Below are 18,636 nucleotides of genomic sequence, written 5' to 3' on the forward strand. Positions count from 1 at the left end.
CCGCGACCGCGCCGTCCGGGGCCTGTCCGGGGCTTCCGCGCCGCTCAGGAGGCGGCCAGCAGCGCCAGGGAGCCGACCACCGGCGCCGCGTACAGCAGGGGGAACGGGATGTGCGAGTACGAGCGCGCCCGGAGCACGGTGACGACGGCGCCGGTGAAGTAGAGCACCAGGCCGATCCCGGCCAGCACGCCGACGACCGGCACCAACAGGCCGGCCAGCAGTCCCGCCGCGCCGGCCGCCTTGGCGGTGCCGAGCCAGGGCCACCACGAGCGGGGTACGCCGTAGTCGGCCAGGGGCTGCACGACCCACGGGGCGCGGAGGAAGACGGAGGCGGCGGAGAAGCCGACCATGGCGGCGGCCAGCAGGGTCACGACGACGTGCGCGGTGGACATCAGGAGCGCTCCTCGGTGTGCGGCTCACCCGGGCGGGTCGTCCGGGGTTCCTCACCGCACTGACACCGGGCCGCGCCCGGTTGTGACCGACGTTTCGGACACTCGGGCGGACTCGGCCCGCAGCGCCGGGCGGGATCGGTGGTATGGCCCGCGACCCGTGAAGAGGCGTCCTACGCTCTGGGCAGATGGGCCGTGCACCTCTGTGACCTGCCGCAAGTCCGGGTAGCGCCGTCATCGAAATGCCCTCGCGAGGCAGGAGCGGGGTGCTTTGCCGTTTGTCGCGGCACGAGGGCAGAAGGCTCCCGCTCGACCTCTGATCAGCTCGAACGGAAGGTGGCCAGATGGCTGTCAAGACCGAAGCGCGCACGAGGACCGTGGAGATCCGGCCGTTCACCATCGAGGTGCCCGAGGCGGATCTGAAGGCGCTACGTGCGCGTATCGCGGCCACCCGCTGGCCGGAGAAGCAGACCGTCGGCGATCAGTCCCAGGGCGTGCCGCTCGAGACCAGCCAGGCGCTCGCCCGCTACTGGGAGAAGGAGTACGACTGGCGCAAGGTCGAGGCACGGCTGAACGCCGTACCGAATTTCATCACCGAGATCGACGGGCTGGACATCCACTTCCTCCACATCCGGTCGAAGCACGAGGACGCGCTGCCGCTCATCGTCACGCACGGCTGGCCGGGCTCGATCATCGAGCAGCTGAAGATCGTCGGTCCGCTCACCGACCCGACGGCACACGGCGCGGCCGCCTCGGACGCCTTCCACCTGGTGATCCCGTCGATGCCCGGCTTCGGGTTCTCCGGCAAGCCGACCGAGCCCGGCTGGGGCCCGGAGCGCATCGCCGGCGCCTGGATCGAGCTGATGAGGCGCCTCGGCTACCCGCGGTTCGTCGCGCAGGGCGGCGACTGGGGGGCGCTCATCACGGACGTCATCGCTCTGCAGGCGCCTCCGGAACTGGCCGGCATCCACACCAACATGCCCGGTGTCGTCCCGCCCGACATCGACACGCTGCTCCAGACCGGCGTCACCGGAGCCGCCAACCCGCTGGCCTCGCTGCCGGCCAACCTCTCCGCCGAGGAGAAGCAGACGTGCGAGCAGCTCGACTTCTTCTGGAAGCATTCCGCCTACGCCCTCTTGATGGGGACGCGTCCGGAGACACTGACCGGATTCGCGGATTCGCCCATCGCGCTGGCGAGCTACATGATCGACCATGACGCGGCCAGCCTGGACCTGATCTGCCAGGCCTTCGCCGGGAAATCCGTCGGCCTCACGCGGGACGACGTCCTCGACAACATCACGCTCTTCTGGCTGATGAACTCGGGAGTCTCCGCGGCCCGCATCTACTGGGAGAACAAGCTCTCCTTCTTCGCCGCCAAGGGCGTCTCCGTCCCGGCTGCCGTGAGCGTCTTCCCGAACGAGATGTATCAGGCCCCGAAGAGTTGGGCCGAGCAGGCGTATTCCAATCTGATCCACTACAACAAGCTCGACAAGGGCGGCCACTTCGCGGCCTGGGAACAGCCACAGCTCCTGTCCGAAGAGCTGCGCACCGCCTTCCGGTCGCTCCGCTAGCCGACCGCGTCCGGCCGGCTGCCCGTGCCTTCGCTCGGCGGGGCGGCCCGGCGGAGGCGACAGCCACGGAGACTTCCGGGGGTAGCCGGCCGGCTCCGACCGAGCGGTGAGCCCCAGGAGTGGGCCAAGCCCCCTCCGAGGAGGAGCCCTGACCTTCACTTACCTCTGGTCAGGTCACCGCTGCTGTTGGCTCCCTGCCCCCGGAGTTGCGAAAGTCCATAAATGCGGCCCGCTTCGACGGGTACGGAGACGGGACATGCCGGTGCCTAGTGGCGCGTCGAGGCGGCAAGGCGGTTGAGGATGACCAATCCCACCAGGACATTCTTCGATGATCTGTCCGATCGGGGGCACGTGCCGTGGTTGGAGCACGAGCACGGCCGGCTGCGCGTGGAGATTGTGGATGGGGACTGCTGGCAGCTGTGGACGCTGGTCTTCGATGACGGGAAGGTCAGGGTCGACCCGGCTGACTCCGAGGTGGATGCGGTCCTCCGCGCCGACCGCGCCTGGTTCGACCGCTTGGTAGCGGGTGAGGAGAAGCTGTTGCCGGCTGTGTTGCGGGGTGAGGTTCGCCTGGACGGAAGCCTTGACCTGGTTGTTCTGTTCGGTCGGCTGTTTCCCGGACCACCCGGGCAGGCCGGACCGGGGACGGCCGGCAGCGTGCATGGGGGGACCGGATGAGCGACGGCGCGGTGACGCTGTTGGATGGAAATACGTTCCTTGTCAGCACGGACAGTGGAGATATCGAGGCGACCCTCGCCGACCCGGCCGGCCTGTTCTCCTTCGACACGCGGTACCTGTCGACGTGGGTGTTGACCGTCGACGGGATGCGGCTCAGCTCGCTGTCGGTCGACGATGTGCAGTACTTCGAGACGCGCTTCTTCCTCGTGCCGGGAGCCGCGACGGTATACGTCAACGCCGAGCTGTCGGTGCTGCGGCATCGCACCTTATCCAGCGGGCTGGTCGAGGACGTGACGGTCATCAACCACGGCGAGGACCCGGCCGACGTGTGCGTGCGGGTCGACGCGGGCAGCGACTTCGCTGACCTGTTCGACGTCAAGAACGCCACGGCGAAGAAGGGCACCTACCTCAAGCGGGTCGAGGACGACCACCTCGTCCTGGGCTACCAGCGGGAGACCTTTCACCGGGAGACCGTCATCCGCGCCAACCAGCCCGCCCAGATCGACGAGCACGGGCTGACCTTCACGGTGCACATCGAGCCGGGCCAGGAATGGAGCACCCGGTTGCAGGTTGAACCGATCTTTGTCGTACGGGGTCGGTCCGTGCCGCTGGTGGCCCGTGGGGCGACCACCCGGACCATCGACGACATGGCGGCCGAGCTGCACCGGTGGCTCGAGCAGGCACCGACGCTGGAGACCGACTGGGAGCCGCTGAAGCGCACGTACCAGCGCAGCCTGACTGATCTAGCCGCACTACGCTTCCGGCCTGCCGTCGGCGGCGGGGACAGCATGCCCGCCGCCGGTCTGCCCTGGTTCATGACCATGTTCGGTCGCGACAGCATCATCACCAGCTTGCAGACGGTGCCGTTCCTGCCCGAGCTGGCCGCCACCACCATCCGGGTACTGGCCCGGTGGCAGGGCAGCAACATCGACGACTTCCGCGACGAGGACCCGGGGCGCATCCTGCACGAGATCCGGTACGGGGAGACCGCCGCGTTCGGGGAGCAGCCGCACAGCCCGTACTACGGCACCGCCGACGCCACTGCCCTGTTCGTGATCCTGCTCGACGAGTACGAGCGGTGGAGCGGCGACGCCACAACGGTGCGGCAGTTCGAACACGCCGCCCGCGCGGCGATCACCTGGATCGACGAATACGCCGACCTGATGGGCAACGGCTACGTGTCCTACCAGCGTCGCAACGAACAGACCGGGTTGGAGAACCAATGCTGGAAGGACTCCCTGGACTCCATCTCCTACCGTGACGGCCGGCTGCCCGGATTCCCCCGAGCCACCTGTGAACTGCAGGGCTACACCTACGACGCCAAGCGGCGCGCGGCCCGGCTGGCCCGCCAGTTCTGGAACGATCCCGACTACGCCGCTCGTCTGGAACGCGACGCGGCGGACCTCAAGCGCCGGTTCAACCGCGACTTCTGGCTCGAGGACCGGCAGTACTACGCCCTGGCCCTGGCCGGCCCCGGCGCGGACCGGGTCGACGCGCTGTCCTCCAACATCGGCCACCTGCTCGGCAGCGGCATCGTCGCCGAAGACAAGGCTGAGGCGGTCGTGACACACCTGATGTCGCCCGCAATGTACTCCGGCTGGGGCGTGCGCACCCTGGCCACGACCGAACGACGGTACAACCCCGTCGGATACCACATCGGCACGGTCTGGCCATTCGAGAACTCCTTCATCGCCTGGGGACTGCGCCGCTACGGCTTCAACGAAGAGGCCGCCCGCATCGCCAGCGGCATTCTCGACGCCGCCACCTACTTCCAGGGCCGCCTCCCAGAAGCATTCGCCGGCTACCCCCGCGAACGCACCAGGTACCCGGTCGAGTACCCCACGGCATGCAGCCCCCAAGCCTGGTCCTCAGGAACGCCGCTCCTGCTGCTGCGTACCATGCTCGGCATCGAGCCAGTTGACGAGAACATGGTCACAAATCCCGCTATACCCGCACATATCGGCCACCTCCAACTCCTCGACATCCCAGGACGCTGGGGCTACATCGACGCGTACGGCCGCGGCCGCGACCGCCTCACTCACCGACGACGAATGGGCCCCCCTGATCAGAAGTAGCGCGGCAGCGGCCGGCGCGCGCTGAGGCGGCGGCGCATCCGGCCGTTCAGGGCCGCCTTGACGCGAGACCGGGATCGCAGGGTGCTGGCGTCGTCTGCTGCCTTCTCGCTGCCTTCGGAAGAGCAGTAGGCCGCAGGAACGAATCAAGGCCCCTCCGTGGAGGGGCCTTGACCTGCTGTTACCTCTGGTCGGGGTGGCCGGATTCGAACCGACGACCTCTTCGTCCCGAACGAAGCGCGCTACCAAGCTGCGCCACACCCCGAGGCGTGCCGACAAATAGTAGCCCACCCGGTCCGATGGTCAAACTCGGTACCCCCTCGACCCGGCCCGGGGCGCAGGCGCCGGGGAGCTCAGCGCGGGATGAGCGTCAGCACGCTCGCCTCCGGCGGGCAGGCGAACCGCACCGGAGCGGTGGGGTGGGTGCCCAGGCCGGCGGAGACGTGCAGCCAGGAGTCCGAGCCGGGCCAGCGGTGCAGCCCGCGGGCCATCGAACGGGGCAGCCCGCAGTTGGTCACCAGTGCCCCGTAGCCGGGTACGCAGACCTGGCCGCCGTGGGTGTGCCCGGCGAGCAGCAGGCTGAAGCCGTCCGCGGCCATCCGGTCCAGCACCGCCGGTTCGGGGGAGTGCGCGAGCGCGATGCCGAGGTCGGCCGAGGCGGCGACCGGCCCGGCGACGGCGTCGTAGTCGTCCCGCTCGATGTGCGGGTCGTCCACGCCGACCAGCTCCACCAGGCGGCCGCCGGCCTTCACCGATGTCCGGGCGTTGTTCAGGTCCGCCCAACCGGCCCCGGTGAACACGTCCCGCAGTTCCTCGTGCGGCAGCTCGACGCCCTCGGTGTACTCCCGGTTCGGCAGGAAGTAGGTGAACGGGTTCTTCCAGACCGGCCCGGTGTAGTCGTTCGATCCGAAGACGAACGCGCCCGGGTAGTCGAGCAGCGGTTGCAGGGCCCGCAGCACCCCTTCGACTGCTTCCGGGTGGGCCATGTTGTCGCCGGTGACCACCACCAGGTCCGGGTCGAGGGCGGCCAGCGAGGCCACCCACTGCTGCTTGCGTGCCTGGTCGGGCATCATGTGCAGGTCCGACAGGTGCAGCACGCGCAGCGGCTCCGCGTCGGCCGGCAGCACCGGTACGTCGTACCGCCGCAGGGTGAACATGTTGCGCTCGACGAGCGACGCGTACGCCAGGGTGGCCGCGCCCGCGGCGACGGTTCCGGCGGCGAGGCGGAATAGTGTGCGCTTTCGCATGGCGTTCAGGGTAGTTTGACCGTCCATGAGCACGTTGAAGGACCGCCTCACTGCCGACATGCGCGCCGCTCTCAAGGCGCGTGACGAGCTGACCACCTCCACCCTGCGGATGGCCCTCGCGGCCGTCGGCACCGCCGAGGTCGCCGGCAAGGCCAAGCGCGAGCTCACCGACGACGAGGTGCTCGCGGTGCTGACCAAGGAGGCGAAGAAGCGGCGCGAGGCCGCCACCGCCTTCGCCGAGGCCGGCCGTGGCGACCAGGCCGCCAAGGAGACCGCCGAGGGCGAGGTGCTGGACCGCTACCTGCCCAAGCAGCTCTCCGACGACGAACTGGCCGAGCTGGTCGCGGGGGCGCTCGCGGCCGGCGGCTTCACCGGCAAGGCGCAGATGGGCCCGGCCATGAAGGCGGCCCAGGCCGCGGTGGCCGGCCAGGCCGAGGGGGGCCGGGTGGCCGCCGAGGTACGCCGACAGCTTGGCCTCTGACCCGGGTACGCGAAACGGGCGGGCACCCTCGAAAGGGTGCCCGCCCGTCGTTGGTGCGGAGGTCAGCCGCGGGGCCGAGGGGGTCGGCCCGGAGTCGGCGGGGTGGCGGGGCCGCCGGGGCCGGTGGTCGTCCCGGGCGGGGTGCCGCCGCCGCTGCTCACCTGGATGGTGACCACGCCGCCCTTGATGGTCCGGCCGTCCGGGCTGGTGCCGGCGGCCTTGCCGGCCGGGCAGCTCGACGGGACCTTGACGTCCGAGACGACCGCCTCGAAGCCGGCCCCGTTGATCCGGGACTTGGCGGCGTCCAGGTCCTGGCAGGTGACGCTCGGGATGGACCGCTGGTCGCCCTCGGAGATCTTCTTGCCGGGCGGCTCGAAGTTGATCCGTTCCTTGCCCTCCATCGCGTCGCGGAGCGTCTCGATGACCGGCGGGTTGATGCCGTCGGGCTGGTTGTGCTTCATCTTGACGTTGGTCTGCGGCCAGTCCGGGTCGGCCATGATGCCGGCCACCGCGTACTGCTTGGTCATCGCGACCAGGGCGGCGGTCTTCTCCGAGTCGGTGGTGCCGGACTTGCCGGCCACCGGCGCCTTGACGATCGTCTTCACCTGGCGGGCGGTACGGCTGTCGCCGCACTTGCTGGTGGAGGAGTTGTCGCCGACCGGGCAGCGGGCGGCGTCCACGGCGGCCCGGGCCACCTCGGTGCTGACCCGCTTCTCGCAGCGCGGGTTGGCGATGTCGAGCTTGTTGCCCTCCGGGTCCTTGATCTCCTGCACCGGGATCGGCTCGCAGAACTTGCCGTCCGCGGCGAGGGTCGCGTACGCGTTGGCCAGCTCCAGCGGGGTGGTCTGCGAGACGCCCAGGGTGAACGCGCCCCACTGGTGCGCCGCGTCCTTGGTGCCGGCGAACTTGGCGTCGTTGGCGGCCCGGAACTGGATGCCGAGGCGCTTCGCCGCGTCGACCACGTTCTCCGCCCCGACCTGCTGCTGGAGCGGGACGAAGTAGGTGTTGGTCGACTGGGAGAAGGCGCTCCACATGTTCAGCACGCCGCCGGCCTTGCCGGTCGAGTTGGTCGGGCAGTAGAAGTGTGTGCCCGGGCAGGCGGCCGGAGAGCTGCTGTCGATGATGTATTCCGACTTGAACTTCTGCTGCGCGTTGATGGTGTAGCCGAGCGGGATGCCCTTCTCCAGGGCGGCCACGATGGTGAAGATCTTGAAGGTGGAGCCCGCCTGGTAGCCGGTGATGCCCTGGCCACCGGTGAGCAGCGGGTTGACCGTGTTCGGGTAGTTACCGCGGATCTTCTTCTTGGCCTTCGCCGGGTCGCTGGAGATCTTGTTCTTCGGGTTCTTCGGGTCGTCGATCTTGAAGGACCGGTTCACCGCGAGCGCCCGCACCCGGCCGGTGCCCGGCTCCACCACGGCGACCATGGCGGCCTCCTTGGCGCCTTCCTTCTTCGCCTTGCGCACCGCCTTGTCCGCACCCCGCTGCGCCTGCGCGTCGAGGGTGGTGATGACGGTGTAGCCGCCGCTCTTGAGCCGCCGCTCGCGGTCGTACGTGGTCGAGCCGAACGTCTCCTGCTGCAGCCACCAGCGGTAGAAGTAGTCGCAGAAGAAGCCCCAGCCCTTCTCGTTGGTGGAGACGCAGCCGTTCGGGGTGCGCTTGTCCTTCACCACCATCGGGGCCGCCTTGGCGGCGTCGGCCTCCTGCTGGTTGATCGCGCCGATCTTGACCATGTTGTCGATCACGTAGTTGCGCCGGTCGAGGGCGAGCGGGCGGCCGCTACGGGTGGTCGGGTCGTTGGTGGTCGGCGCCTTGACCATGCCGGCCAGCATCGCCGCTTCCTCGATCTTCAGCTTGCTCGGCGGCTTGCCGAAGTAGACCTGGCTGGCGGCGTAGATGCCGTACGCGCCGTTGCCGAACGAGGCGATGTTCAGGTAGCGCTCCAGGATCTCGTCCTTGGAGAACTCCTTGTCGATCTGGATCGCGTAGCGCATCTCGCGCAGCTTGCGGGCGCTGGTGTCCTCGGTCGCCGCGACCACGTCGGCCGGGTGGGTCGCCGAGTAGGCGATGGCCAGCCGGACGTACTGCATCGTCAGCGTCGACGCGCCCTGCTGGGAGTTGGCGCCGGACTGGTTGTTGACGAAGGCACGGGCGACACCGTTGAGGTCGACGCCGTTGTGCTTGTAGAAGTCGTGGTCCTCGGCGGCGATGATCGCCTTCTGCATGACCGGCGCGATGTCGGCCAGCTTCACGTCCCGCCGGTTCTCGTCGTACATGGTCGCCAGCGGTGTCTTGCCGTCGGAGGCGAGCAGGTAGCTGATCTGCGGCGCGCGGGCCACGGTCAGTTCCTTCGGCAACGCGCCGAAGGTCTCGGCGCCGGCCTTCGCGGCCAAGCCGGACATCGCCACCGCGGGGAAGGCCGCCGCCGCGACCACCACGCCGGCCAGCAGGCCACAGACAAGCAGCGATGCGGCGTTGGTGAAGACATTGTGGTCACGTTTCCGCATCCAGGTCACCTCGACAGGGTACGCGAGTAGGGAACGAGGGGCGCTGGGGCGTTCTTTCCCCATTTCCTGCGCGCGCCGACCTCGTTGTGCTAAACGCACGACCCCCGGTACGTGGTTGCGTGTGACCTGCCGCGAGTCTCCACCGAACGGTGGAGCGTCCGCAGCGTTTTCACGTACCCGGGCCGGGTAAGCGGCGGGCGAAGGCCCGGTAAGCCGGGAGTGTCCGTAATGATGGATTTCGCCGACAACGTTGCGTAATCAGGCGACTACAGAGCATGATGGTGGCGGCGACAGCCACACGTCGTCCGTGCCTCCTTGGGGAAGGAACGGGCCGGACGACCGGGGGGGAAATTCACGGCTGGTCGCACGAGGTCGGTAGGTACTGCAAGGGGGGACGTGTACACATGGGCATGATCACTGACTGGCCGTCACTGGCGGCGTGTCAGAACGGGGACCCGGACGCGTTGTTCGTACAGGGCGCCGAACAGAACGTGGCGAAGAGGATCTGCCGGAGCTGCCCAGTTCGGTACGAGTGCCTGGCCGACGCGCTCGACAACCGGATCGAGTTCGGGGTGTGGGGTGGCATGACCGAACGCGAACGCCGGGCGCTGCTGCGCCGGCACCCGCAGGTGACGAGCTGGCGCAAGATGTTCGAGGCCGCGATGAAGAAGAACGCCAAGGACAAGACCGGCAAGGACAAGGTCCTGGTCACCGCCGCCGGCTGACGCCGGTCACGGCCGGCTGATCGCCGCGCCGATCGTCCGCAGCCCGTCGACGTCGTGCACGTCGGCGGGCTGCGCCGTCACCGACACGGCCGGCACCGTCGGGAACTCCTCGGTGAACCGGGTCGCCACCTGCTGTTCGCGTACCGCCTGCTGGGCCAGCGCGGCGTGCGCCCGCAGCACGTCGACGGTCGCGCCGTGCCCGCCCAGCTCCGCCAGCCGCCCCGCGGCGGCGACGCTCTCGGCCGCGCCCAGGTCGGGCACCGCCGGCCGGTGCACCCGGTTGAGCACCAGGCCGGCCAGCGGCATCCGCTCCTCGCGCAGCCGCCCGGCGAAGTAGGCCGCCTCCCGGACCGCGTCTGGTTCCGGCGCCGCGACCAGCAGGAAGGCCGTCTCCCGGGCCTGCAGGATGCGGTACGTCTGCTCCGCCCGCTGCCGGAAGCCGCCGAACATCGAGTCCAGCGCGGCGACGAAGCCGGAGAGGTCGGTGAGCAGCTGCGCGCCGAGCACCTTCTGCACCACCTTGGAGAACATCCCGAAGCTGGCCGTGACGAGGCTGAACATGCTCCGCCCCCCGCTGCGCGCCGGCGCCAGCAGCAGCCGCAGCATCCGCCCGTCGAGGAAGCGGGAGAGCCGGGCCGGGGCGTCCAGGAAGTCCAGCGCGGAGCGGGACGGCGGGGTGTCCACCACGATCAGGTCCCACTCGCCGCGGGCGTGCAGCTGACCCAGCTTCTCCATCGCCATGTACTCCTGCGTGCCGGCGAAGGTCGAGCTCATGGCCTGGTAGAAGGGGTTGGCGAAGATCTCCGCCGCCTTCGCCGGATCGGTGTGCTGGAGCACCACGTCGTCGAAGGTGCGCTTCATGTCCAGCATCATGGCGTGCAGCTCGCCACCGCTGGCCTCGACGTCGAGCCCCTTGACCTGGCGGGGTGTGTTGTCCAGCTCGGTCAGGCCGAGCGACTGGGCCAGCCGGCGGGCCGGGTCGATGGTGAGCACCACCGTCCGCCGGCCGTGCCGCTCGGCCGCCCGCAGGGCGAGCGCGGCGGCCGTGGTCGTCTTACCCACACCGCCGGCGCCGCAGCACACGACGATCCGCACGCCGGGATCGGCGAGGATCTGGTCGACGTCCAGCCGTGGCGCCGCGTCTTCGGAAGGCACCAATCGAGCGTATCGGGCCGGTGGGGTCCGTGCGCCCGTGCCGAGGTCAGGTGTGAGTCAATCGGCCCGGCCGAGGAGTTCGGCGAGCCGATCCAGCCCGGCCCGGTCCACCCCGTCGGGGAGCAGCGGCAGCTCGGTCAGGGGCAGCCCCAGCTCCACCAGGTCCGTCCGGAGGGAGTCCTCCAGCTCGCGCCGGATCTGCTGGTCCCGTGCCTCGCCGGCCAGCCCGGCCACGGTGGCCCGGTCGGCCGGCAGCCCGGCGGCGAGCAGCCCCCGCTTCAGCTCGGCCTGGGTGACCTCACGCCCGGCCGGCACCGGCGGCCGGGCGCCGTTGACGATCACCCGCCCCACCGGGAAGCCCAGCTGGGTCAGCTCGGCGATCGCGTCGACCGTCTCCTGGACCGGCATCTCCTCCAGCAGCGTGACCACGTGCACCGCGGTCATCGGGGAGCGCAGCAGCGCGGCGACCCCCTCGCTCTGGGTCTTGATCGGGCCGACCTTGGCCAGCCGGGCGGTCTCCGCGGTGACGTTGAGGAAGCGGCCGATCCGCCCGGTCGGCGGCGCGTCCAGCACCACCGCGTCGTACGCCCGGCGCTGGCCGGTGGTGCGGGTGGTCGCCTCCTTCACCTTGCCGGTGAGCAGCACGTCCCGCAGCCCCGGCGCGATGGTGGTGGCGAAGTCGATGGCGCCGAGCTTGCGCAGCGCCCGGCCGGCCGCCCCGAGCTTGTAGAACATGTCGAGGTACTCCAGCAGGGCCTCCTCGGCGTCCACCGCCAGGGCCCGTACCTCGCCGCCACCCGGGGCGTCGGTGAGGTGCCGCTCCTCGTACGGCAGCGGGTCGGTGCCGAAGAGTTGGGCGATGCCCTGCCGCCCCTCGACCTCGACCAGCAGGGTGCGCCGGCCGCCCTCGGCCAGGGCCAGCGCCAGGGCCGCCGCGACGCTGGTCTTGCCGGTGCCGCCCTTGCCGGTGACCACGTGCAGGCGGGCCGGCCATCCATAGGCCGGGTCGGCCGGCCGCTCTGCTGCTCGCACCCGTCGAGCCTATCCACCCGGCGGCGTCAGGCCACCTCGCAGACCCACCAACCCGTCTTCCGTACGACGGTGAAGCGCAGCGCCTGCTCGGCGACCTTCTCGTCGGCGGTGGTCATGGTGACCTTGGTGGTGACGGTGGCCCGGTCCCCGGTCTGGTTGTCCACCTTCGGGCTGGCCCAGCGGAAGCGCGGGTTGGCGTAGCCGGCCGTGTACCTGCGCACCTCGGCCACCTTGGCGTCGAGCTTCTCCTGGTCGCGGGCGTCCGAGCAGACGTGGTCGGCCGCCTTCTTGGCGTCCTGGTCCCGGTAGACGGCGGTGAGGAAGTTGTCCACCGCGACCGCCGGCTCCTTGGCGCCCTCGCCGTCCTCGGTGTTCCGCAGGGCCAGGAAGGCGGCCGTCCCGCCCCCGCCGCAGAGCAGCAGAGCGCCGGCCAGCACGAGCGAGGCGATGAGCAGGCCGCGCCGGCGCCGGGCCACCGGCGCCTGGTACGCGGGGTAGGCGGGCGGGGACGCCGGGATGGCGCCCGGCCCGGGCTCGTCGGGGGTGGTGTCGCCCGGCGCTGGGGTGGCCGGCGATCCGGTCGCTCCGTCGTTCGGCGGTTGGGTCATCTGGTCCCCCGGGGATGGGCATCCTCGCCGCCGCTGGGCGTGGAAGAGGGTTCGGGCGCGGCGGGCGACGTCGCTCGCCCGTCCGAGGCAGAAGGGTAGCGGTCGATGGGTCCTTCCGTTGTGCACCGTTCACGAGCCGTCGGCCCGCGTCGTCACGTTCTGGACGAGGCATGTGTCGCATATGTGACTTCAGGTGATCGACCATGCGCGTCCCGTTGTGGCCGCCGGGCTGCGGTCCTACGTTCGTGCCGGCGGGGAGCGGGTCGGGCGGTGGGCCCGGTCCGGACGGCGGTCAGTTCATGGTTTGAGGCCCGGAGGCAGTACATGCGCGACGCGGACAATATCGCTCGAGCCCAGTTCCCGCCCGGCGACCGGGCGGGCCGGCTCACCGACCGGGGGGACGCGGACGGTCTCCCGATCAACGAGCGGTCGTACCGCCGGTGCGCGGAGCCGAACGAGGTGCTGCGCATCCCCAACCGCACGGGCGGGCGGGACGAGGACGAGCCCGGCTACGTCATCCACCTGCCGATCCGGGTCGCCGACCTGTCGGCGGCCACCGCGCTGGCCGGCACGGTGGCGGTCTCGCTGGGCTTCCTGCCCGAGCTGGACGCCGGGGACACCACCGTCTCGACCGCCGACGACCAGAACAACCGGCACCGCGTCTTCTGCGACCTGCTGCTGCCCGACAAGTCCCGCTGCCCCCAGCCGTACGACCACGAGGGCCCGTGCGGCGAGGTGCCGACCACCCCCGAGCAGCGTCCCGCGCCCCGGCCCACGCCCAAACCGTAGGCTGTGCCTGGAAACCAGTCCACGCCAGGCAAGGGAGCCTTCCACCGATGCAGAAGTGGGAATACGCCACGGTCCCGCTGCTGGTCCACGCGACCAAGCAGATCCTCGACAACTGGGGCGAGGACGGCTGGGAGTTGGTCGCCGTGGTCCCCGGCCCGAACCCGGACCAGCTGGTCGCCTACCTGAAGCGTCCGAAGGGCTGACGGGCATGAGCAACGGGCCTCACGCCAAGCTGGCGGAACTCGGGCTGGCCCTGCCCGAGGTCGTGCCGCCGGTGGCCAGTTACGTGCCGGCGGTGCAGTCCGGCCAGCACGTCTACGTCTCCGGCCAGCTGCCGATCGCCGAGGGCAAGCTGCTCGCCACCGGCAAGGTCGGCGCCGGCGTCTCCGCCGAGCAGGCCAAGGACCTCGCCGAGCGGTGCGCGCTGAACGCCCTCGCGGCGGTCGACGCCCTGGTCGGCCTGGAGAACGTCGTCAAGATCGTGAAGCTGACCGGCTTCGTCGCGAGCGCGTCCGGGTTCACCGGCCAGCCCGGCGTGATCAACGGTGCCTCGGACCTCTTCGGCGCGGTCTTCGGCGAGGCCGGCCGGCACGCCCGCTCCGCCGTCGGCGTCGCCGAGCTGCCGCTCGACGCCCCGGTCGAGGTCGAGGTCATCGTCGAGGTCGCCTGACCGCACCGCACTCTCCCCGCGATCCTGCGGATCCGTGGCCGCGGAAAGCCGCGAACGGCCACAAACCATCGGTCGAAGCTGCAAGATCGCGGGGAGTGGCGGGCGGGGTCGTACGATCGCAGCCATGGGCGGGCATGTGACGGGGCCGGTGGCCGCGCTCGCGGACGGGCTGCCCGGCTGGGTGACCCTGTTGCGGGCGCCCAACCCCGGGCCGATGACGCTGGACGGGACGAACACCTGGGTGCTGCGCGCCGCCCCGGGCGCGCCCGCCGTGGTGGTCGACCCCGGACCGGCCGACGAGGGCCACCTGGGCCGGATCGCCGCGCACGGGCCGATCGGCTCGGTGCTGATCACCCACGGGCACCCCGACCACACCGAGGGCTCCGCCCGCCTCGCCGACCTGCTCGACGGGGCCGCCGTGCGGGCCGCCGACCCGGCGCACACCATCGGCGCCGCGCCGCTGACCCCGGACGCCCCGGTGGAGGCCGCCGGCTTCACCGTCCGCCTGGTGCCGACCCCCGGGCACACCGCCGACTCGGTCTGCTTCCTCGCCGAGCACGGCGACGAGCGGGTCGTGCTCACCGGCGACACCATCCTCGGCCGGGGCACCACCGTGGTCGCCCACCCCGACGGACACCTCGGCGACTACCTCGCCAGCCTCGAACTGCTCTCCGCGTACCGGGGGATCCCGGCGCTGCCCGGGCACGGCCCGGCACTGGCCGACTGCGGCGCCGCGGCGGAGTTCTACCTGGCCCACCGGCGGGCCCGGCTCGACCAGGTCCGCGCGGCGGTCGAGGCGGGCGCGACCACCGCGCCCGAGGTGGTCGCCCGGGTCTACGCCGACGTCGACCGGTCGCTCTGGTGGGCCGCCGAATGGTCGGTCCGGGCCCAACTTGAGTACCTGGGGGTCGCCCCCCGGGAATCCGGCACCGGGGTCACGGAGTTGGAGCAGCCGTGACCTGCCCCGTGTGCGGCACCGTGGCCGTGCCCGGCGCCCGCTTCTGCCACAACTGCGGCGCCGCGCTGCCGGCCGCCGCGACCCTGCCCGCCGCCGAGCGGCGGGTCGTCACCGTGCTCTTCGGCGACCTGTCCGACTTCACCTCCTGGTCGGAGGACCTGGACCCGGAACGGGTCGGCGCGGTCACCGACCGGGTGCTCGCCGCGCTCGCCGGAGCGGTCAAGACCTTCGGCGGCCACGTCGACAAGCTCACCGGCGACGGCATCATGGCGGTCTTCGGCGCGCCGGTCGCGCACGAGGACGACGCCGAACGGGCGGTCCGCGCCGCGCTGTCCATGCAGCGGGCGGTCCGCCGGGTGCTCGACGACGAGCGGGGCGGCGGCGCGCCGCTCGGCCTGCGGGTCGGCCTGAACACCGGCGACGTGATCGCCGGCATCCAGGCGGCGATCGAGTACACCGTCATCGGCGACACGGTGAACACCGCCGCCCGGCTCGCCGACGCCGCCGCCGTCGGCGCGGTCTACGGCGGCGCACGCACCTCCGCCGCCACCCGGCACGTCGCCTCCTGGCGGGCGCTGCGTCCGCTGCGGCTCAAGGGCAAGCGTGAGCCGGTCGAGGCGTACGAGCTGCTGGGGCTCCTGGACGCCCCGGGCACCCGCTCGGGCCTCGGCGACGAGGCGCCGTTCGTGGGCCGGGAGACCGAGATCGGCCGGGTCGCCGGCCGGCTCGCCGAGGTGATCGACCGGGGCGAGCCCCGGGTGCTGCTGATGACCGCCGAGGCGGGGATCGGCAAGTCCCGCTTCGCCGCCGAGGTGGAACGCCTCGCCGCCGGCTACGACGTCGGCGCCGGCCGGTACGCCGCGCACACCGGCGCCCGGGTGCTCTCCGTCCGCTGCGCCGCCTTCGGCGAGCGGCGCCGGCTCGCCCCGCTGGCCGACCTGGTCCGGGCCGCGGTCGGCCTGCCCAACGACACGTCCACCGCGCTCACCCGCCCGGCCGTGGAGGAGCGGCTGCGCCGGCTCGGCCACCGGCTCGGCCGGCAGGGCGGCACCCCGCTCGCCACCGACCAACTGCTGGCCCTGCTCGGGTACGCCGAGCTGCCCGGCGGGCACGGCAGCGCCACCGACAACGGGGAGTGGACCGCCGGCGGCGCGCCCGCCGACGCCGAGGCCGTGCCGAACGCGGTCGCCGGCCTGCTCAGCGCCCTGGCCACCGAGGCGCCGCTGGTGATCGTCGTGGACGACCTGCACGACGCCACCGCCGAGACGATCAGCGCGCTCGGGCTGACGCTGTCCCGGCTCGCCGGCCCGGCGCTGGTGCTGCTGCTCGGCCGGCCGGAGCTGGTGCGCACGGCGGGGGCGCTGACCCGGGTCGCCGACGCCGAGGTGCACGCGCTGCCCCCGCTGCGCGGCGCCGACGCCGCCCGGCTGCTCACCACCTACCTCGGCGGCGGCCGGCTGCCGCAGGCCGACGCGGACCGGCTCCTCGCCACCGCCCAGGGCAACCCGTTCTACCTGGCCGAGCTGGTCACCCTGCTGATGGAGCGGGGCGCGCTCACCGCGGTCGCCGAGCGGGGCGCCGGCAACTCCGGCGGCTGGCGGCTGGCGCCCGGCTCGCTGGGCAGCCGGCTGCTCTCCCGCGACCTGGCCGCCGTGCTCGCCGCCCGCATCGACGCGCTGCCGGCGGACGCCCGCTCGGTGCTGCGGGACGCCGCCGTGGTCGGCGACACCGTGCCGACCGGCACCCTGGAGGCGCTCCGCGAACTGCGCGTCGGGCGGGACGGCCGGCCCGCCGCGGTGGCCGCGGTCGAGCTGGAGCGGGCCGTCGAGGAGCTGCTGCAACGCCGCATGCTGCACCGCACCCGCACCGGGTACGCCTTCGCCACCCCGCTCATGCGGGAGGCCGCGTACGCCGGGGTGAGCAAGGCCGAGCTGGCCGAGCGGCACGCCGCGCTGGCCCGGTGGGCTGCCCCGGTGCCGGACAGCCCGGTCACGCCGCCGGGCGGCTTCACCGACCCGGCCCGGGACGACTTCGTCGCCGAGCACGTCGAGCGGGCCGCCGTGCTCGCCGACGCGGTCAAGCTCCGGCCGGACGCGCCGGCCCGTACGGTCACCCCGCTGGGCGTGGCCGCGCTGGGCCGGGCCGTCCGCCGGTCGATGCACGCCGGCGAGCCGGCCCTGGCCGTCGAGTACGCCGAACGCGCCGCCGAGCTGGCCCGCGACGGGGTGCCCGCCGCCGACCGGGTGGTGCACGCCCGGGCCCTGCTCCAGGTGGGCCGCCCCGCCGACGCGCTCGCCTTCGCCGAGAAGATCGCGGCCAACGCCGGCGACGACGCGGCCACCCGGACGAGCGCGCTCCTGCTCGCCGGGCAGGCCCACCAGACCCTCGGCGACCAGGCCCGGGCGGTGACCTGCTGGCAGGAGGCGCTGCAGGTGGCCAGCGCCGGCGGGCTGCCGACGCTGCGCGCCTCGGCGATGCGCCGGCTCGGGATGGCCGACTTCGTCGCCGGCCGGCTCGGCCAGGCCAGCAGCCGCCTCGCCGCGTCGTACCAGGTCAGCCTCGCCGCGCAGGACCGGCGGGGGCAGGCCTGGTCGTTGCAGAACCTGGCCTGGGTGACCACCACCCGGGGCGACTTCGCCGGCACCGACGCGGTGCTCGGCCGGGCCGCCCGGCTCTTCGCCGAGCTGAAGGACCCGTACGGGCGGGCCTGGCTGCGCGGCACCACCGCGTTCGCCCGGCTGCTCGCCGGCCGGCTGAACGAGGCGTGCCGGCTGGCGAACGTCTTCCTGCCCTTCGGCGAGCGGGTCGGCGAGGCGTGGGCGGTCGGCACGTTGCGCGCGGTCGAGGCGTTCGCCGGCGCCGAGCTGGGCGAGATCGCCGAGGCGGACCGGTCGGCCCGCCGGGCGTACCGGGACTTCGCCGAGGTCTCCGACGACTGGGGGCGCGGTTTCGCCCTGGTGGTGCGGGGTGTGGTGGCGCGTGGCCTGGGCGAGCCGGAGCACGCCGCCGACCTGCTCACCGACGCCCTCGCGTACGGCGAGCGCACCTCGCACCCGCTGCTCACCGGGATGGCCGGCACGCTGCGCGGCTTCGTCGCGCTGGACATGGGCGACTGCGAGACCGCCGAGCGGGACGCCCGGGCGGTGCTGACGGCCGTCGAACCGCACAACCCGCAGGCGCCGGCCCAGGTCGCGCCCCGGGTGCTGCTGGCGACCGCCCGGCTCGCCGCCGGCGACTCGGCCACCGCGGTCGGGCTGCTCGCCCCGGTGGCCACCACCGCCGCGAACGCCCCGACGCTGCTCTTCTCCCGCCGCCAGACGATGGCCCGGTACGCCTCCGCCCTGCTCGCCCACGGTCAGCGGGAGCAGGCGCTGGACTGGGCCCGCCGGGCCGTGGCCGCCCCCGCCGAGGACGTGCGCAGCCAGGTGATCGGGGCGAGGGTGCTGGCCGAGGCGCTGGCCGCCTGCGGCCGGCCCGTCGAGGCGCTGGCCTGCGCCGAGGAGGCGGTCCGCCTGGCGTACGCGACCGAGCAGCGCAGCGAACGCGCCGCCGCCGACGCCCTCCGCGCCCGCCTCACCCCCGGAGCCTGACCCACCCCAGGCCCCCTATGGCCCGCACTTTCAGAGAAGGAGTGGCTGTCCACGCCGGAATAGCCACTCTTTCTCAGCAAGCGGCGACGGCGGGGGTGGGGGTGCTGCGGGAGGGAGGTCTGGCGGTTTCGGGGATGTGCGCGTCGGTGGGGGCGGTTAGCGTGTCC

16 protein-coding genes and 1 tRNA gene are annotated in these 18,636 nt (G+C 72.3%); 10 read left to right on the plus strand and 7 right to left on the minus strand.

Annotated features, from left to right (window positions below):
• Window positions 1-44: 44 nt before the first annotated feature.
• Entirely contained in the window at window positions 45-392 is a 348-nt protein-coding gene (locus ACTMTB_RS00155) for a DoxX family protein (RefSeq protein ID WP_441141923.1), read from the minus strand.
• Window positions 393-733: 341 nt separating this feature from the next.
• On the opposite strand from ACTMTB_RS00155, the gene ACTMTB_RS00160 reads away from it, so the two are divergent.
• The 3 genes from ACTMTB_RS00160 (at window position 734) to ACTMTB_RS00170 (ending at window position 4,713) form a co-directional block, all read left to right on the plus strand.
• Window positions 734-1,960, plus strand: coding sequence for an epoxide hydrolase family protein (locus tag ACTMTB_RS00160; protein WP_441141925.1), 1,227 nt, complete (start codon window positions 734-736; stop codon window positions 1,958-1,960).
• A 300-nt stretch (window positions 1,961-2,260) separates the two neighbouring features.
• The gene (locus tag ACTMTB_RS00165) at window positions 2,261-2,638 is read left to right on the plus strand and encodes an SCP2 sterol-binding domain-containing protein (RefSeq protein WP_441141927.1); all 378 of its coding nucleotides are present in this window, start codon (window positions 2,261-2,263) and stop codon (window positions 2,636-2,638) included.
• Window positions 2,635-4,713 (plus strand): amylo-alpha-1,6-glucosidase, encoded by a 2,079-nt coding sequence (locus tag ACTMTB_RS00170; RefSeq protein ID WP_441141929.1) that lies wholly within the window; start codon window positions 2,635-2,637, stop codon window positions 4,711-4,713. Before ACTMTB_RS00165 ends, ACTMTB_RS00170 begins: the two co-directional genes overlap by 4 nt.
• Window positions 4,714-4,898: 185 nt before the next feature.
• Here ACTMTB_RS00170 and ACTMTB_RS00175 read toward each other — a convergent pair.
• Together ACTMTB_RS00175 and ACTMTB_RS00180 are read right to left on the minus strand one after the other, a co-directional pair.
• Window positions 4,899-4,975: transfer RNA gene (locus ACTMTB_RS00175), tRNA-Pro, on the minus strand.
• Between the two features lie 88 nt (window positions 4,976-5,063).
• Window positions 5,064-5,957 (minus strand): metallophosphoesterase, encoded by an 894-nt coding sequence (locus ACTMTB_RS00180; RefSeq protein ID WP_441141931.1) that lies wholly within the window; start codon window positions 5,955-5,957, stop codon window positions 5,064-5,066.
• A gap of 25 nt (window positions 5,958-5,982) precedes the next feature.
• Here ACTMTB_RS00180 and ACTMTB_RS00185 point away from each other — a divergent pair, with 25 nt between their 5' ends.
• Entirely contained in the window at window positions 5,983-6,438 is a 456-nt protein-coding gene (locus ACTMTB_RS00185; protein ID WP_154941316.1) for a GatB/YqeY domain-containing protein, read from the plus strand.
• 62 nt (window positions 6,439-6,500) lie between these two features.
• Here the strand turns inward: ACTMTB_RS00185 and ACTMTB_RS00190 are convergent, their stop codons facing one another.
• A complete protein-coding gene (locus tag ACTMTB_RS00190) occupies window positions 6,501-8,942 on the minus strand; it encodes a penicillin-binding protein (protein WP_441141934.1) in 2,442 nt (813 codons plus the stop codon).
• A 404-nt stretch (window positions 8,943-9,346) separates the two neighbouring features.
• Here ACTMTB_RS00190 and ACTMTB_RS00195 point away from each other — a divergent pair, with 404 nt between their 5' ends.
• A complete protein-coding gene (locus tag ACTMTB_RS00195; protein ID WP_088959889.1) occupies window positions 9,347-9,667 on the plus strand; it encodes a WhiB family transcriptional regulator in 321 nt (106 codons plus the stop codon).
• Window positions 9,668-9,673: 6 nt separating this feature from the next.
• Here ACTMTB_RS00195 and ACTMTB_RS00200 read toward each other — a convergent pair whose 3' ends face one another.
• The 3 genes from ACTMTB_RS00200 to ACTMTB_RS00210 are packed head-to-tail and all read right to left on the minus strand — an operon-like array spanning window position 9,674 to window position 12,462.
• Complete coding sequence (locus ACTMTB_RS00200) at window positions 9,674-10,825, minus strand: ArsA family ATPase (protein WP_441141936.1); 1,152 nt, start codon at window positions 10,823-10,825, stop codon at window positions 9,674-9,676.
• A gap of 54 nt (window positions 10,826-10,879) precedes the next feature.
• Window positions 10,880-11,854 (minus strand): ArsA-related P-loop ATPase, encoded by a 975-nt coding sequence (locus ACTMTB_RS00205; protein ID WP_334570925.1) that lies wholly within the window; start codon window positions 11,852-11,854, stop codon window positions 10,880-10,882.
• Between the two features lie 26 nt (window positions 11,855-11,880).
• Window positions 11,881-12,462 carry an Rv0361 family membrane protein gene (locus ACTMTB_RS00210; RefSeq protein ID WP_441141939.1) on the minus strand — a complete coding sequence of 194 codons (582 nt, stop codon included), beginning with the start codon at window positions 12,460-12,462 and terminating at the stop codon, window positions 11,881-11,883.
• 324 nt (window positions 12,463-12,786) lie between these two features.
• Between ACTMTB_RS00210 and ACTMTB_RS00215 the strand changes: the two genes are divergently transcribed.
• From ACTMTB_RS00215 to ACTMTB_RS00235, 5 genes are all read left to right on the plus strand, one after another.
• Window positions 12,787-13,251 (plus strand): hypothetical protein, encoded by a 465-nt coding sequence (locus ACTMTB_RS00215; RefSeq protein ID WP_441141941.1) that lies wholly within the window; start codon window positions 12,787-12,789, stop codon window positions 13,249-13,251.
• Window positions 13,252-13,298: 47 nt separating this feature from the next.
• Window positions 13,299-13,454: a hypothetical protein gene (locus ACTMTB_RS00220; RefSeq protein ID WP_088959894.1), complete on the plus strand. Its 156-nt coding sequence runs from the start codon at window positions 13,299-13,301 to the stop codon at window positions 13,452-13,454.
• 5 nt (window positions 13,455-13,459) lie between these two features.
• A complete protein-coding gene (locus ACTMTB_RS00225; RefSeq protein ID WP_154941322.1) occupies window positions 13,460-13,921 on the plus strand; it encodes a RidA family protein in 462 nt (153 codons plus the stop codon).
• Between the two features lie 124 nt (window positions 13,922-14,045).
• Window positions 14,046-14,879 (plus strand): MBL fold metallo-hydrolase, encoded by an 834-nt coding sequence (locus tag ACTMTB_RS00230; RefSeq protein ID WP_441141944.1) that lies wholly within the window; start codon window positions 14,046-14,048, stop codon window positions 14,877-14,879.
• Complete coding sequence (locus ACTMTB_RS00235; protein ID WP_441141945.1) at window positions 14,876-18,469, plus strand: adenylate/guanylate cyclase domain-containing protein; 3,594 nt, start codon at window positions 14,876-14,878, stop codon at window positions 18,467-18,469. Before ACTMTB_RS00230 ends, ACTMTB_RS00235 begins: the two co-directional genes overlap by 4 nt.
• Window positions 18,470-18,636 lie beyond the last annotated feature (167 nt).

Source organism: Micromonospora sp. L32 (assembly GCF_052068055.1).
In the GTDB taxonomy this organism is placed as follows: Bacteria; Actinomycetota; Actinomycetes; order Mycobacteriales; family Micromonosporaceae; genus Micromonospora; species Micromonospora purpureochromogenes.

Bases quoted from the DNA above. Each gene is read 5' to 3' on its own strand.
- ACTMTB_RS00185 (WP_154941316.1), top strand. From the start codon at position 5,983: ATGAGCACGTTGAAGGACCGCCTCACTGCCGACATGCGCGCCGCTCTC.
- ACTMTB_RS00165 (WP_441141927.1), top strand. From the start codon at position 2,261: ATGACCAATCCCACCAGGACATTCTTCGATGATCTGTCCGATCGGGGG.
- ACTMTB_RS00195 (WP_088959889.1), top strand. From the start codon at position 9,347: ATGGGCATGATCACTGACTGGCCGTCACTGGCGGCGTGTCAGAACGGG.
- ACTMTB_RS00180 (WP_441141931.1), bottom strand. From the start codon at position 5,957: ATGCGAAAGCGCACACTATTCCGCCTCGCCGCCGGAACCGTCGCCGCG.
- ACTMTB_RS00215 (WP_441141941.1), top strand. From the start codon at position 12,787: ATGCGCGACGCGGACAATATCGCTCGAGCCCAGTTCCCGCCCGGCGAC.
- ACTMTB_RS00210 (WP_441141939.1), bottom strand. From the start codon at position 12,462: ATGACCCAACCGCCGAACGACGGAGCGACCGGATCGCCGGCCACCCCA.
- ACTMTB_RS00170 (WP_441141929.1), top strand. From the start codon at position 2,635: ATGAGCGACGGCGCGGTGACGCTGTTGGATGGAAATACGTTCCTTGTC.
- ACTMTB_RS00225 (WP_154941322.1), top strand. From the start codon at position 13,460: ATGAGCAACGGGCCTCACGCCAAGCTGGCGGAACTCGGGCTGGCCCTG.
- ACTMTB_RS00190 (WP_441141934.1), bottom strand. From the start codon at position 8,942: ATGCGGAAACGTGACCACAATGTCTTCACCAACGCCGCATCGCTGCTT.
- ACTMTB_RS00155 (WP_441141923.1), bottom strand. From the start codon at position 392: ATGTCCACCGCGCACGTCGTCGTGACCCTGCTGGCCGCCGCCATGGTC.
- ACTMTB_RS00160 (WP_441141925.1), top strand. From the start codon at position 734: ATGGCTGTCAAGACCGAAGCGCGCACGAGGACCGTGGAGATCCGGCCG.
- ACTMTB_RS00230 (WP_441141944.1), top strand. From the start codon at position 14,046: ATGGGCGGGCATGTGACGGGGCCGGTGGCCGCGCTCGCGGACGGGCTG.
- ACTMTB_RS00220 (WP_088959894.1), top strand. From the start codon at position 13,299: ATGCAGAAGTGGGAATACGCCACGGTCCCGCTGCTGGTCCACGCGACC.